General features: G+C 45.1%; 14 protein-coding genes. 3 read left to right on the top strand and 11 right to left on the bottom strand.

The genetic code is table 11. The annotated features are described in order from the left end of the window. Window positions 1–53: 53 nt before the first annotated feature. Window positions 54–251, bottom strand: coding sequence for a hypothetical protein (locus MHH63_RS07255; protein WP_076127564.1), 198 nt, complete (start codon window positions 249–251; stop codon window positions 54–56). A 432-nt stretch (window positions 252–683) separates the two neighbouring features. On the opposite strand from MHH63_RS07255, the gene proB reads away from it, so the two are divergent. From proB to proC, 3 genes are read left to right on the top strand one after another with little or no spacing between them, the layout of a single operon-like run. After that, complete coding sequence (gene proB, locus MHH63_RS07250; RefSeq protein WP_076127563.1) at window positions 684–1,787, top strand: glutamate 5-kinase; 1,104 nt, start codon at window positions 684–686, stop codon at window positions 1,785–1,787. Window positions 1,788–1,823: 36 nt separating this feature from the next. Next, complete coding sequence (locus tag MHH63_RS07245) at window positions 1,824–3,071, top strand: glutamate-5-semialdehyde dehydrogenase (protein ID WP_076127561.1); 1,248 nt, start codon at window positions 1,824–1,826, stop codon at window positions 3,069–3,071. A 49-nt stretch (window positions 3,072–3,120) separates the two neighbouring features. Further along, complete coding sequence (gene proC, locus MHH63_RS07240) at window positions 3,121–3,990, top strand: pyrroline-5-carboxylate reductase (RefSeq protein ID WP_341171340.1); 870 nt, start codon at window positions 3,121–3,123, stop codon at window positions 3,988–3,990. Window positions 3,991–4,041: 51 nt separating this feature from the next. Here the strand turns inward: proC and MHH63_RS07235 are convergent, their stop codons facing one another. The 10 genes from MHH63_RS07235 to MHH63_RS07190 form a co-directional block, all read right to left on the bottom strand. Next, the gene (locus MHH63_RS07235) at window positions 4,042–4,767 is read right to left on the bottom strand and encodes a hypothetical protein (protein ID WP_341171339.1); all 726 of its coding nucleotides are present in this window, start codon (window positions 4,765–4,767) and stop codon (window positions 4,042–4,044) included. Then, window positions 4,764–5,870, bottom strand: coding sequence for a hypothetical protein (locus MHH63_RS07230; RefSeq protein WP_076127557.1), 1,107 nt, complete (start codon window positions 5,868–5,870; stop codon window positions 4,764–4,766). The genes MHH63_RS07235 and MHH63_RS07230 overlap by 4 nt, the downstream gene beginning before the upstream one ends. A gap of 15 nt (window positions 5,871–5,885) precedes the next feature. After that, window positions 5,886–6,383 (bottom strand): hypothetical protein, encoded by a 498-nt coding sequence (locus MHH63_RS07225; RefSeq protein ID WP_341171338.1) that lies wholly within the window; start codon window positions 6,381–6,383, stop codon window positions 5,886–5,888. Next, window positions 6,374–6,829 carry an RNA polymerase sigma factor gene (locus tag MHH63_RS07220; RefSeq protein ID WP_254848932.1) on the bottom strand — a complete coding sequence of 152 codons (456 nt, stop codon included), beginning with the start codon at window positions 6,827–6,829 and terminating at the stop codon, window positions 6,374–6,376. Before MHH63_RS07220 ends, MHH63_RS07225 begins: the two co-directional genes overlap by 10 nt. Before the next feature lie 224 nt (window positions 6,830–7,053). Beyond that, the gene (locus MHH63_RS07215) at window positions 7,054–7,806 is read right to left on the bottom strand and encodes a DnaD domain-containing protein (RefSeq protein WP_038572407.1); all 753 of its coding nucleotides are present in this window, start codon (window positions 7,804–7,806) and stop codon (window positions 7,054–7,056) included. 31 nt (window positions 7,807–7,837) lie between these two features. Then, on the bottom strand, window positions 7,838–9,136 hold the full coding sequence (gene asnS, locus MHH63_RS07210; RefSeq protein ID WP_036676308.1) for an asparagine--tRNA ligase: 1,299 nt from the start codon (window positions 9,134–9,136) through the stop codon (window positions 7,838–7,840). A gap of 21 nt (window positions 9,137–9,157) precedes the next feature. Beyond that, window positions 9,158–10,366: an acetate/propionate family kinase gene (locus MHH63_RS07205; protein WP_036676305.1), complete on the bottom strand. Its 1,209-nt coding sequence runs from the start codon at window positions 10,364–10,366 to the stop codon at window positions 9,158–9,160. Further along, the gene (locus MHH63_RS07200) at window positions 10,363–11,235 is read right to left on the bottom strand and encodes a 3-hydroxyacyl-CoA dehydrogenase family protein (protein WP_036676304.1); all 873 of its coding nucleotides are present in this window, start codon (window positions 11,233–11,235) and stop codon (window positions 10,363–10,365) included. The genes MHH63_RS07205 and MHH63_RS07200 overlap by 4 nt, the downstream gene beginning before the upstream one ends. Before the next feature lie 133 nt (window positions 11,236–11,368). Continuing rightward, window positions 11,369–12,871, bottom strand: a complete 1,503-nt coding sequence (locus MHH63_RS07195) for an AAA family ATPase (protein WP_076127550.1) — start codon at window positions 12,869–12,871, stop codon at window positions 11,369–11,371. After that, complete coding sequence (locus MHH63_RS07190) at window positions 12,864–13,406, bottom strand: hypothetical protein (RefSeq protein WP_076127549.1); 543 nt, start codon at window positions 13,404–13,406, stop codon at window positions 12,864–12,866. Before MHH63_RS07190 ends, MHH63_RS07195 begins: the two co-directional genes overlap by 8 nt. Window positions 13,407–13,529 lie beyond the last annotated feature (123 nt).

The raw sequence follows: 13,529 nt of genomic DNA, 5'->3' as shown, positions 1-13,529 counted from the left end.
TCGCGTGGTTGTCGGGGCACTTTTTCAGGTAAACCTCTTTTAACAGTACTAGATTATTTACGCAAATTACGCTGTGTAATCAGGCGGTTCTGATCATCCGACACACGTGCTTTACTTGAATCAGCCAATCCCTTATCAACTGGAGCCCCGGTGTGCTCTTCCACAAATTCACGAGTCACACTATTCTGAAGCTCTGCTATTTCGTTTGAATCTTGATTCTGTCCCTGCTCGGCATTGTTGTCTTTAGTCAATTTAATCCACCTCCTGGTAACAGATTATAAGTTCTTTACCCCTTCTCTTTGAGGTTAAACATAATATATAGAGCTTTCTGCATGAAGAAATATATCCTACGTTTTCCCTTTGCAATGCAACCAGCTCCATGGTATTCTATTGAAAATAAGTGAAACGTGCAGACGGGACCAGTAAGAATGAGTCTAACCGCGCCTAGAGAGTAGATTCCGACAGGCTGAAAGAATTTACCGCGGTTTTCGTTCCGAATCCTACCCCCGAGCGGCCTGTGTCTAACAGGACGGATCCTCCCGTTATGAGAATGAAGTCGGATGATCCCTCATCAATGAAGGTGGTACCGCGGAAGTTTATAAGCTTTCGTCCTTTGCTAAGTCTAAGGATGGGGGCTTTTTGTTGTTTTCAGGACTTAATAAACGAAGAGGATGTGGACAGAAATGACGACGCGAATCGTGGTCAAAATAGGCAGCAGCTCGCTGACCGGACCCGAGGGCGGTTTGAATCGTGAAGCAGTCTCCTTTTTTGCCTCAGAGATTGCCGAGTTGAAGAAAAACGGCTGTGAGGTGTTGTTAGTAACCTCTGGTGCGGTAGCCGCCGGCTTCCGCAGTATCGGTTATCCAGCACGTCCGAAGCTGCTGCATGAGAAGCAGGCCGCTGCGGCTGTGGGTCAGGTACTGCTGATGCAGGCTTATCAGGAAGCTTTTGCCCGGCATGGAATTACTACCGCGCAAATATTGCTGACTCGCACCGATTTCTGCAGCCGCAGAGCCATGAATAACGCTATGATGACTGTAGAAGAGCTACTTCGCCAAGGAGCGGTGCCCGTATTTAACGAGAATGACACTGTCTCCGTAGATGAACTGAAATTTGGCGATAATGATACCCTCTCTGCGCTCGTAGCCAACCTGTTAAAAGCCTCTAGACTGCTTGTCTTAACCGACATGGATGGTTTATACAGTGGAGATCCCCGCAAGCATCCGGATGCTGTCCGTTATCAGTTCGTAGATGACATTACACCAGAGATATATGCTATTGCTGGTGGAGCTGGCTCTAGTGTTGGAACAGGCGGTATGCGATCCAAAATCGATGCGGCCAAAATTGCTACTCGGGGTGGTGTTCCTGTCTTTGTCGGAAGAGCCACCGAACCTGGTGATTTACAGCTTGCTGCAACGGGAGAAGGCAGGGGCACTTATTTTGCAACGAAGCTATCCTCTCTTCCCGTCAAAAAACAATGGTTAGGCTTTATGTCTACCCCTCTCGGCTCCCTATACGTGGACGAAGGGGCTGTAGAAGCTTTGCTACATGGCGGACACAGCCTGTTGCCTGTAGGCGTCAAACAGACAGAAGGTAGTTTTCACGCAGGAGATGTTGTAGAAGTCCTTGGACCCGACTCCAAATTGCTTGGACGTGGGATTGTAAATTACGATGATGCTCAGCTGCGCAGCATTCAAGGTCTGCCAAGCCGTGAAATTGTACCGAAGCTGGGAGAAGTACACCGGCTTGAGGTCATTCACCGTGACGAATGGATTACACTGAGATAAGCATTTTTTTCAATTCAAATATAGGGAGGAAACGTCATGAGTGAAGTTATTAATAAGAGTAAATTAGCCAAGGAGACAACAGGAGTTCTAGCAAGCTTAACAACTGGCCAGAAGAATGAAGCACTGCTGGTCATGGCCGATGCACTTCGCCGCGAAGCTCCCGCCATTATCACCGCCAATGCGGAGGATTTGGAACGAGGAAGACTTAATGGAACTCCGGAATCCATGCTCGACCGGCTGGCATTAGATGTTGACCGGATTAACAGCATTGCCGAAGGCTTGCAACAAATCGCTGTATTACCGGACCCTATCGGTGACACGCTAGAAAGCATTGAACGTCCTAACGGCCTCAACATCCAGAAGCTGCGTGTTCCGATTGGTGTGATCGGCATCATCTACGAAGCACGTCCCAATGTTACTGTTGATGCTGCGGGTCTATGTCTCAAAACCGGCAACGCTGTTGTGCTGCGCGGGGGCTCCTCTGCCCTGTCCTCCAACCGTAAAATTGTCGAGGTTCTGCACAATGCTCTTGCTGAAACCTCAATGCCGCCTAACGCGCTTCAGCTGATTGAAGACCCAAATCGTTCTTCAGTAGATGAAATGCTAAAGCTGAACGGACTTTTAGATGTGATTATCCCGCGCGGAGGCAGCTCTCTTATTCAAAATGTAGTCCTTAACGCAACCGTTCCCGTAATTGAAACTGGAGCAGGCATCTGCCATACTTATCTCGATGCAACTGCCTTGCCAGAAATGGCACAGAACATTAGTTTAAATGCCAAAGCTCAGCGCCCTTCGGTATGTAACTCTATGGAAACACTACTCGTTCATCAGGATTACGCGAGCAAATATCTGTTATCCTTAGCCGAAGCATTCCGTGAGGTTCATGTAGAACTTCGTGGCTGTCAACAAACCATCTCTCTTGTCCCATGGGTATTACCTGCAACCGTAGAAGACTACGCTACAGAATACAATGATTATATCCTTAATATTAGAATCGTCAGTGATTTGGAAGAAGCTATGCAGCATATCGCCCAGTATGGCACGAAACATTCGGAATGTATCGTAACAGAAGATCAGGAGAACTCCACACGCTTTTTACAAGAAGTGGATGCTGCCGCTGTTTATCACAATGCCTCAACCCGCTTCACGGATGGCTTTGAATTTGGATTCGGTGCAGAGATTGGTATTAGTACCCAGAAACTCCACGCTCGTGGCCCGATGGGTCTGCCTGCACTAACTTCAACCAAATATAAGATCTACGGAACGGGACAAATTCGGGGTTAGTATACACGTTTAAGTATTCTATCACACAACTTTTAGGAGGATTTTAGCCATGTGTCAGCAACCTTCAGTTCCACTCATGAATCATAATATTGTTTTTTATGGCGCAGGCTCCATGGCAGAAGCCATCGTTCGCGGGATGATTAGCCGCAATATCGTGAAGTCCGATAATGTCATCATGCTCAATCGCAGCAGCAGTGAACGTCTGGCAGAATTAAAAAGCCGTTATGGTGTAATAGGCACAAATGATCCCGAACAAAAAATAGAATACCTACGTAACGCACCAGTAATAGTACTGGCAATGAAACCTAAAGATGCTGCAGAATCCTTACGCGGACTAGGCCCGCTTCTTTCTCCGGATCAGCTTGTAGTTTCTGTCATTGCAGGTCTATCTATTCGAACCATGCAAGGTCTTCTTGGCAAAGCACAGCCTATTGTTCGCACAATGCCTAACACCTCCAGTTCCATCGGTCTGGGTGCCACTGGTCTAGCCTTCTCCAAAGAAGTAGACGAAAGAGGCCGTCGCCTTGCTCTTAATATCTTTGAGGCTGTCGGGCTTACAACAGTCATTGATGAGGAACGTATGGAAACCTTGACCGGAATTTCAGGCAGCGGGCCTGCGTATATCTATTACATGATGGAAGCCATGATCGCCGCTGGTATCCGTGGTGGGCTGCCACTTGATCAAAGCACCGAATTAACTGTTCAAACTGTGCTGGGAGCTGCCCGAATGGTACAACAGACGGGAGAAGAACCCGCAGCACTTCGTAAGAAGGTTACTTCCCCTAACGGTTCAACACAAGCAGCTATAGAAGTGCTTGAACGAGGGGAATTCTTTGAAACTGTGATTGCTGCCGTTAACCGATGTGCCGAGCGCTCACGTGAAATGGGTGCTGCCCTAGAGAAAGAGCTTCGTTCTTAACCAAAAAAAGATCGCAGCCCATCCCCTCATCGGGTGGGAAGCGATCTTTTTTTACCTTGTTACAACATTTCCATAATTATCTCTTACGATTACCTTTAGATTTACAGGAGCCGCAACGGTCACGTTCAACGCATTCCTGGAGTTATCGAATACTAGATGTCTAGGTATGTCTCCTAAGATAACGTAAAATGTGTCTCCGACTTGCTTAGTTTGCAACAGCCGCTTCTCTTGCTCTTGCTTGAGTTGCCCTTCTGCCGTGGAATAACTCCCAAATACATTCAACTCGTTCCCAGCCGTTCGATCAACCATAATTCCATAAGGTTCGGCAGCCTGGATTATAAGTGTACCTACACCCTGTGGAACATTCCCCTTCCATTCCGGCAAGGAATAATTCTCCTCCGTAGATGAGATCACATGTCTAAGTTCTTGTGTTAATCCTAAAGAGCTGACTCCTGCGAATACTAAACAGCACACTGCCAGAAATCCGACGAACAGAACACTTAGCACATCATAGTACATTTTCCCTTTACCACGGAACCATAAGGTGTAAATTACAATTTCTAAACCAAGTAAGATAAAAATGAGCGGCCACCAAGCAAGTGTTGTCTCGAACACATCCGCTCCTTTCCACTGCGAGACCATTATTAATGCCCCGAGAAATAAAAGGCTCAGTCCCATCGACAACGTACCTACACGCCAACTTCTAGACTTCCCTACGTTCACTGGAAACTCGCTAGTTACCATGACTCCCGACTCTACTTCTATTGGATTATTCAAGATTGACCCCCCGCCCCTTTTCTACCTTTATTATTTTTACTTCCAGTCATCAGCTTCACCCCACCACCAATCAATAACACGGAGACGACAATGGTCTTAAAATATTCATTTACGCGATATTCCAGCCGCCATTCTGGAAATCTGATATCAATGGCAGGAACTGCGACATTCACAACAATAAAGTATAATCCGAGACACATCAGGACTGCTCCGAGCCAGCCTTGATGATTTAAGAAACCTTCGATAACCGGCTTATCCTGCAAAGGTTCACGTCCATATCGGCTAACTAACTGTAAGCCATCGAATAAGCTATAGAACCAAATGACCGGGATAAGGAAAAAGAGCAATGTTAACCGCAATAGATCCATGACATAAATACTTCCTAAGAAAAGAAGCATGAGCTGGAGCCCTCTTTTTTGCAGTCCCAGATACATCTGTCCAGCACCAGGAAATGCGGATAGTAATGTCGCTAATACTTTGCTGCGTCGTCCTTCCTCACGTCCAGCCTCCATCTCTTCGAATAATGTGCGGTCAACAAGCATTTCTCCTGCTTGTTTACGATGGATCAACTGAACTGCATCAAACATGCAATACAGCCAAATTACTGGCAATACTCCAAACAGCAGCAAAAATGCATCACTCGAAGTAATTCCAGCCAAGAATAACATAACGGTCATGAATCCGAAAAATGAAATCAGAAAGGATAGTCCACGCTGCATCAGCCCCATATGAAAATGACCCAATCCAGGAATGAAAGACAATAAGATGACATGCACACGTTCATTATCCTCCGTCTTTACGGGCATAGTAGAACTAAAATCCAGCATTGATCCATCAGGCGCTACAATTGGAGTGGGCATTTGCAGTAATTTAATCACCAGATGAATCATCGAAAGAATCCATAGAAGTAAGAATCCGATCACCCCCAATGCCAGAATCCCCTCATCCCCTTCAGCCATAGCGATTAAGAATGACATAAATAACACACCAAAGCTTAGCAAAAAATAAACAATCCCTTGTGGGCGTCTTCCCATATAATAATGACCTGCTCCAGGAATCATATTAAGAAAAAGACCCTTAATTTTATTACGCTGCTGTTGCATTGTTCATTTCTCCTCTCATTTCTGTCTTCCGTCCATAATCCGGCTCAACCATCCGCTGGTGGCTTGCATGAATTGTTCGCTATAAGATGGCGAATTATCTTTCTTAGGGACAATAAGCTCCATTTCACCCGTGAGTAACTTATCAAACATCCCGGAAGACATAATCAACAGCGTTAACGAAGCAGCAACGGCATAATGAAAGATTGTTTTATCATACCAGCGATAACGCCGTGATCCTTCTTCTTGCCCCGCTACTTCTTCTATGACTACTGAAGATCTCACCGTAGCCATCCAATCTCCCATAACTCTCTCTGTAAAAGCAGACGAATTCTCCAATGAAGGCAGATCCTCCTTTAGCTCATCCAGCATCTCCATGTATGAAACAAATGTGTCTTCATCCTTGAGCAGCAATTGTTCCCATCCATCTCGCTCTATACTATCTTCTTGCCCTTCAAGATAAGCTTTTGCCTGCTCGCGGCGAATTAGGTTTTCTCCACTCTTCATCATAGCCATTCGTCCTCCTTCCAATGTTTTCGCATCCATTGTCTCGCCCTATATAGTCTGGACTCCACCGTCTTCAGAGTAATTTCATTTTCAGCAGCAATTTGCTCATATTTTTTATTTTCCAGATAATAAGCCACCATAATTTCCCGATGACCCTCCGGTAAATTGTTGATCTCACCCGACAGACGATTCATCCGGTCACGACGGACAACAGTGGCTAGTACATCCTCCTCATTAGAAGGTGTCTGGCTCAGCACAAGCTCATAGTCACCAGGTAACTCTCGTAGCCGATCACGTTTACGTTTGGCATCAATAGCCTTATTTAAGGCGATCCGCGTAATCCATGATTTTAAGCCTTGATAACGGTAGTCAGGGAGAGATCTATACATCTGAAGAAAAGCTTCCTGAGCAGCGTCTTCAGCCCCTTTGACTTCACGTAATACAGAATAGGTGATTTTGTATATGTGCTGACTGTATGTATTTACAAACTGGCGAAACGCATCTTCGTCTCCTTGGCAAATCCGCTTGATTAATAGCTCTTCCTCAATGACTCTCCCCTCCTTCCCACAGCAATAGACGCTGAGATCCTCGCCTACCCCTGCACTTATCTAAAAAAATAAAAAAAGAACCGTACAGACTCTAGCAATAGCTAAAGCAATACGGTTCTCTCCTAAACGATCTATCTTCCACCATTGCGGAATTTTTGTGTATACGTCTTAACATCCTGAGCGTTCTTGACCCGGTTACGGGCCCATTCCAGCAATATCCGGTCGATATAACGAAAATGAACCTTCCCCGCAAATACGGATTCCTTGAGTGCTAACAGAATCAGCTCCTCAGGGTATCGGTCTTGATCCACCCAGCTAGAAATCGTCTCACATTCCATTGGAGACAGCGGGCGCCCGAATTCCTTCTCGAAAATACTGAATAGATTCCGGCTCTCCTCTTTATCTCCAAGTGAAGAAGGAGATGTGGGGGGAGTTCCGAATCCTCCACCTGACGCAGCAGCCCGGGGAGCTGATGTTCCATATGCTCCCTTGTCCTTATCTTGCTCATTTTCTTGTACAGCTGTCGCAAGATAAGCACCTAGCTTTCCATATAGCCCTGAGAAATTGTAGCGTTCATAATGGATATCTCTTAGCTCATCGTTGTCTCCATCGATGCTAATGAAACCCTCCTTCATGAGCTTCTGCAATTCTCCGGCCAGAACGGAAATGCTACGACCAGTTACGACCTGAAGCTCCTCCAGAGAAGGGAACTCAATCCCTTCCACTTGCCTGAAGGAGAGCAGATGAATCAGCAGCATGGCTTCACTTCCGCTTAAATTCAGCTTCCGGTAATACTTCAGTAATGCGTAAGGTATGACGGCCATTCCGTTCTCCAGACCGAAGGAGACGCCTTCGCTCCAGGTACTCCATGTCTTGCCGTCCATGTGCTTCCCCCTTTGTTCAAATCCTAAGAACTTATGGGTAGAGGCGGTACAGTGTACGTGGGAATGGAATAGTCTCACGTACATGGTCAAGACCACAGATCCAAGCTACAGTACGCTCAAGCCCAAGTCCAAAACCGGAGTGAGGTACAGATCCGTAAGTACGCAGATCCATGTACCATTTATAAGAGTCCATCGAAAGATTGTGCTCTTTATAACGCTCTTCAAGCAGCGCAGGATCATCGATCCGCTGTGAACCCCCAATAATCTCTCCATAACCTTCAGGAGCGATCATATCAGCACACAGTACGACTTCAGGACGATTTGGATCCGGCTTCATGTAGAACGCTTTGAATGAAGCAGGATAATGAGTAATAAATACAGGTTTATCGTATGCTTCAGCGATTGCTGTTTCATGAGGTGCACCAAAATCATCACCCCAAGCAATATCTTCAAAGCCTTTATCATTCAAGAACTTGATCGCATCGTCATAAGTAATGCGTGGGAATGGTGCTTTGATATTCTCCAGCTTGGAAATATCGCGGCCTACCGCTTCCAACTCCGCACGGCAATTCTTCAATACGGATTGCACTACGAAGCTAATAAACTCTTCCTGAACCTTCAAGCTTTCTTCATGATCTGTGAAGGCCATTTCCGGCTCGATCATCCAGAACTCGATCAAGTGGCGACGAGTCTTAGATTTCTCCGCACGGAAGGTTGGTCCAAAGGAATATACACGGCCCAGTGCCATAGCTGCAGCTTCCATGTATAACTGTCCGCTTTGGGTCAGGTAAGCATCCTCATCGAAGTATTTCGTGTGGAACAAGTTAGTAGTTCCCTCTGCTGACGTTGGCGTCAGAATCGGAGGATCCACCTTTGTAAATCCGCTCTCGTTGAAGAACTGTTGGATTGCCCGGATAATCTCCGCACGAATAACCAGAACAGCCCGCTGCTTCGAGGCACGGAGCCAGAGGTGACGGTGATCCATCAAGAAATCAACGCCATGCTCTTTCGGAGTAATTGGATAATTCTCTGTAAGGTGCAGAACTTCAATTCCGGTAACAGTCATTTCAAAACCGGATTGACTGCGAGGCTCCTCACGAATAATACCGGTCACATACAATGAGCTTTCCTGTGTGAGGCTCTTAGCTGCATCCCATACCTCTTCAGGCACTTCTGATTTCACTACAACTCCCTGAATATAACCTGTACCATCGCGAAGCTGCAGGAACTGAATTTTACCACTGGAGCGCTTGTTGTTTACCCAACAACCGATAACAACACTTTCTCCAACATGTTCATTCACGTTCTTGATTACACTCTTGTTAGCCATGCCTTCAATCTCTCCTCTAATTTAGCCGTTAATTCCTTGCACAATACGGTTTGTATCACGTGCGATGACAAGCTCTTCGTTAGTCGGAACTACAAGCACCTGCACTTTGGAATCTACCGTAGAGATACGACGCGGGTCGCCGGAGCGAACTTTATTAGCTTCAACATCCAACTCAATACCCAGGAACGTAAGGTTATTTAGCAGTTTCTCACGTAGCAATGAAGCATTTTCACCAACACCAGCAGTGAATACGATAGCATCTACACCGTTCATAGCAGCCGCATAAGAACCGATATACTTGCGCAAGCGGTACTCATACATTTCAAAAGCTAGCGTGGAATTAGGCTCACCTTTTTCCATACCCTCAATAATATCACGCATATCACTGCTTACGCCCGAAATTGCTAGGAGTCCACTATGTTTGTTCAACATGGAGTTAACTTCGCCTACGGACAATTCTTCCTTGTTCATCACGTAAGGTACAATTGCTGGATCAAGATCACCACTGCGAGTCCCCATCATCAAACCTTCCAGAGGAGTCATACCCATGGAAGTATCCACAGACACTCCATCTTGAACCGCAGTTACACTACCTCCGTTACCGATATGACAAGTAATGATCTTCAGATCTTCCAACGGACGCTCCAAGTACTCCGCAGCAGCTTTGCTTACGAAGTCGTGTGATGTACCGTGTGCGCCATAACGACGAACTTTATATTTATTGTACAGTACTCTAGGAATCGCGTACATATAAGCTTTTTCAGGCATTGTTTGATGGAATGCAGTATCGAATACAACAACCTGCGGTACACCCGGCATATTTACTTCAGAAGCCGTAATCCCCATCATTGCTGCTGGGTTATGCAGGGGTGCAAGGTCAAACAATTGACGAATTTTAGTCTTGGCATCAGCGTCCACAAGTGCGGAAGCTTTGAAGAATTCACCACCATGTACTACACGGTGACCCACAGCATTGATTTCTTTAATGGATTCAATAACGCCATGCTCTTTATCCGTTAGGCAAGCTAGAACTTTACGAATCGCTGTGTTATGCTCCAAAATTTCACTTACTTCTGTTACTTCAGCTTTACCAGTAGGTTTATGGTTCAGAATGGAGGAATCCATCCCGATACGTTCCACCAAACCTTTAGCCAAAACGGATTCATCAGCCATATTGTACAATTGATATTTTAAAGAAGAACTACCGGAGTTAATTACTAGAATATTCATATACGGTCACCATCCTTGTCGTACTGGAAGAAGCCTTCGCCTGATTTCATACCCAATTGTCCTGCACGCACCATCTTCTTAAGGATCGTGGAAGGACGATATTTCAGCTCACCATATTCACGGAACATATTTTCGAGTGCAGCAAGAACCGAATCCAGACCAAATCTGTCAGCCATTTCAAGCGGTCCATATTGGAATTGATAACCAATACGCATAGCATCGTCAATATCCTGTGCGGAGGCAACGCCCTCTTGCAATACATGCATAGCTTCGTTGATAAACAAGCAAATGAGGCGTGATGTTACAAATCCTGGGGATTCATAGATCATTACACCTTTTTTCTCAACAATTTCATCAACAAAGGATTTTGTATCTTCAAATGTAGCATCTGAAGTTTTCAGACCGCGTACAATTTCAACAAGATCCACTTTAGCTACAGGGTATATGAAATGCATTCCGATCACGCGTTCCGGATACATTGTAGAACTTGCAAGTTCAGTCAAGCTAAGTGTTGACGTATTGCTGGCAAGAATAATGTGGTTTGGACATACTTGATCCAGTTGATTTAATATTTTTTTCTTTTCTTCTAAATCCTCAACGATTGTTTCGATAACCATGTCACAAGAGCTCAGCTCTGCGAAATGTGTCACTTTTTGAATGCGGCTAAGAATCAGCTTCTTCTCAGCTTGAGTGATCGCCCATTTCTCCAGTTGCTTATCTAGACTTGTCTCGATCATTTCGTAGGAGTAGTCCAGTTTCTCAGGGGTTTTCTCCACCAGCAATACATCCAGGCCCTTGGCTGCCAGCATTTCGGCAATCCCTTGTCCCATTGTGCCACCGCCGATGACACCAATTTTCTTGAAATTCATAAAAAAGTCTCCATCCTTTCAGGTATCTATACTTTTGTATTGTACCTTGTCTGTCGCAAAAATTTATAAAGCCCGACATATAATGATATCTTAGCATGCCTGAAAAGTAAAAAAAAATAACCAGCATAAATATTTATGCTGGTAAACGCACGCTGTCACGAAATTGACATCGAAATTGCTCTCCAGAGAGCACTTCTTCCTTCATTAAAATGTCAAGGGAGTAATCAAATACATTTCGTTGCTTTTCAAGGTGGTCGTGAGTACGTACCATCAACTCGTCCAATATTTTACTGTTTTCCTTCATAAGCTCTTCAGTGGTAACCATTTCCAGCTTGGCAATACCCAACGAAGTCAATCCGGATTTCATCATGGTTTCGACAATATTCAGGGCCTGATCAAAATCGCCACGTGAACCTGTGCTTCGTCCGCCATAATACATCTCTTCTGCAGCCGCTCCACCAAGTGCGATCATAATCTGATCTTCGAGATAATCTTTGGTGTACAGATACTGCTCTTGCTGAGGATTGTGACGTACATAACCAAGGGCTTGCCCCCGCGGAGTCAGCGTAACCTGACTGACACTTCCCGGACGAAGCAGTTCTGCCATAATGGCATGTCCCAATTCGTGGATCGCCACACGTTTTTTCTCTTCGTGGTTAGTTTCTCTGTCCGTTTTTTCCCCCATCATAACCTTGTCAATCGCCATCGACAGATGCCGCTGCTCAACCTCTGTCAATTCCTCACGCATCATATAAATTGCTGCCTCATTCATAACACTTTCGAGCTGAGCACCGGAAAAACCATAGGCTTCTTCGGAAATTTTGTCGAGGTTCACATTGGCATGAAGCGGCTTATTTTTGGCATGCAATTCGAGAATCGATCTGCGGCCTTTTTTATCAGGCATGTCCACTTGAATATGACGGTCAAACCGGCCAGGACGCAGCAATGCTGAATCAAGCATTTCTTTACGGTTAGTGGCTGCTACCAGTAGAATGCGTGGTGTTTCGTTGTTATAGATCCCGTCCATCTCAGTCAACAGCTGATTCAAGGTCTGATCATATTCTCGCTGCTGTCCGCCCTCACGCTTACCGCCAATTACGTCAATTTCATCTATGAAAATAATAGCGCTTTGCTTGTTTTCCTTAAGGGCGCGGGTACGGGCATCCTTAAACAAATCGCGGATACGGCCGGCACCGACACCTACGTACATTTCTACAAACTCACTGCCTGATGCTGCCACAAATACAGAGTTTGTATAATGTGCTGCTGCTCTAGCCATAAGGGTCTTACCTGTTCCTGGAGGGCCTGTAAGCAGAATCCCTTTCAAAGGCCGAATCCCGAATTTGCTGATTTCCTCATGCCGGATCAAAAAATCCAACGCTTCACGAAGCTCCTGCTTTGCATTGTCTTGCCCGCCAATTTCTTCAAAAGTAAGCTTTGAAGGTCCATCCTTCTTGCGTTTTTTCCCGGCACCTGCATTTACCGCAAGTCCGCCTCTTAAATGAGCAATGATAAGTAACGCCGTGAGCATCCCAGCAGCAATTACAATCGGGAATATATTAATGCCTAGAAAAGCCATAAAAATAAACAAGACAGGAATAAATCCGATTAGAATTTCTTTAAGGTATTTAGGCATTATTCCATACCCCCAATGTCGCAGGTTTACGCGGCAAAATAATAAATTTGCTTTCTTTTCCATTACTCAAGCTTACATAGACATTATTGTCATCAATTTCTGTTGAGGCTATCACATTTTTATATTGCGGATATTGCGCTTTGAGTCCATCAAGTTCTGTGGGTATAAGTGTATATTTACGGCTCTCCATGGCTTCGGCTACAGAGAACATCGCTTTATCCCAGTATTCATCCAGCAGTTCACTGGAGTTCTGTTCTACATCAAGTTTTAGTGTACGTCCATCAATCATCGATTTTCCTTCTTGGGAGACGTACTGAACCAGTTCACGTAATTTCGTGCCTGGCTGGAGATCAAGTTTCAAAGTGACCTCATTGCGGTTAATACTGATATGAGAATTATTGACGCCCTCATATTGAGATACAATCTTCTGAAGTGGTTCCTGCATTGCAAACTGACGATACAAAAAGAAGCCACCAAACAATAGAGTAGCCGACAGTAGAGACGTTATCAGCACAGGTACAAGACGTAATTTCAAGAAACGTCCTCCTCTCAAAGATGACAAAATATAAAGCTCATTATAATAATTTATAGCTACTTGAGAGCTCATCAGAGAGACTGAAGTCTCTTATTGCTGTTCTAATTACAAGTAGTAGTATAT

The organism is Paenibacillus sp. FSL H3-0310, from assembly GCF_038002785.1.
GTDB lineage: Bacteria > Bacillota > Bacilli > Paenibacillales > Paenibacillaceae > Paenibacillus_AQ > Paenibacillus_AQ odorifer.
This window is presented reverse-complemented; position numbering and strand designations above follow the sequence as displayed.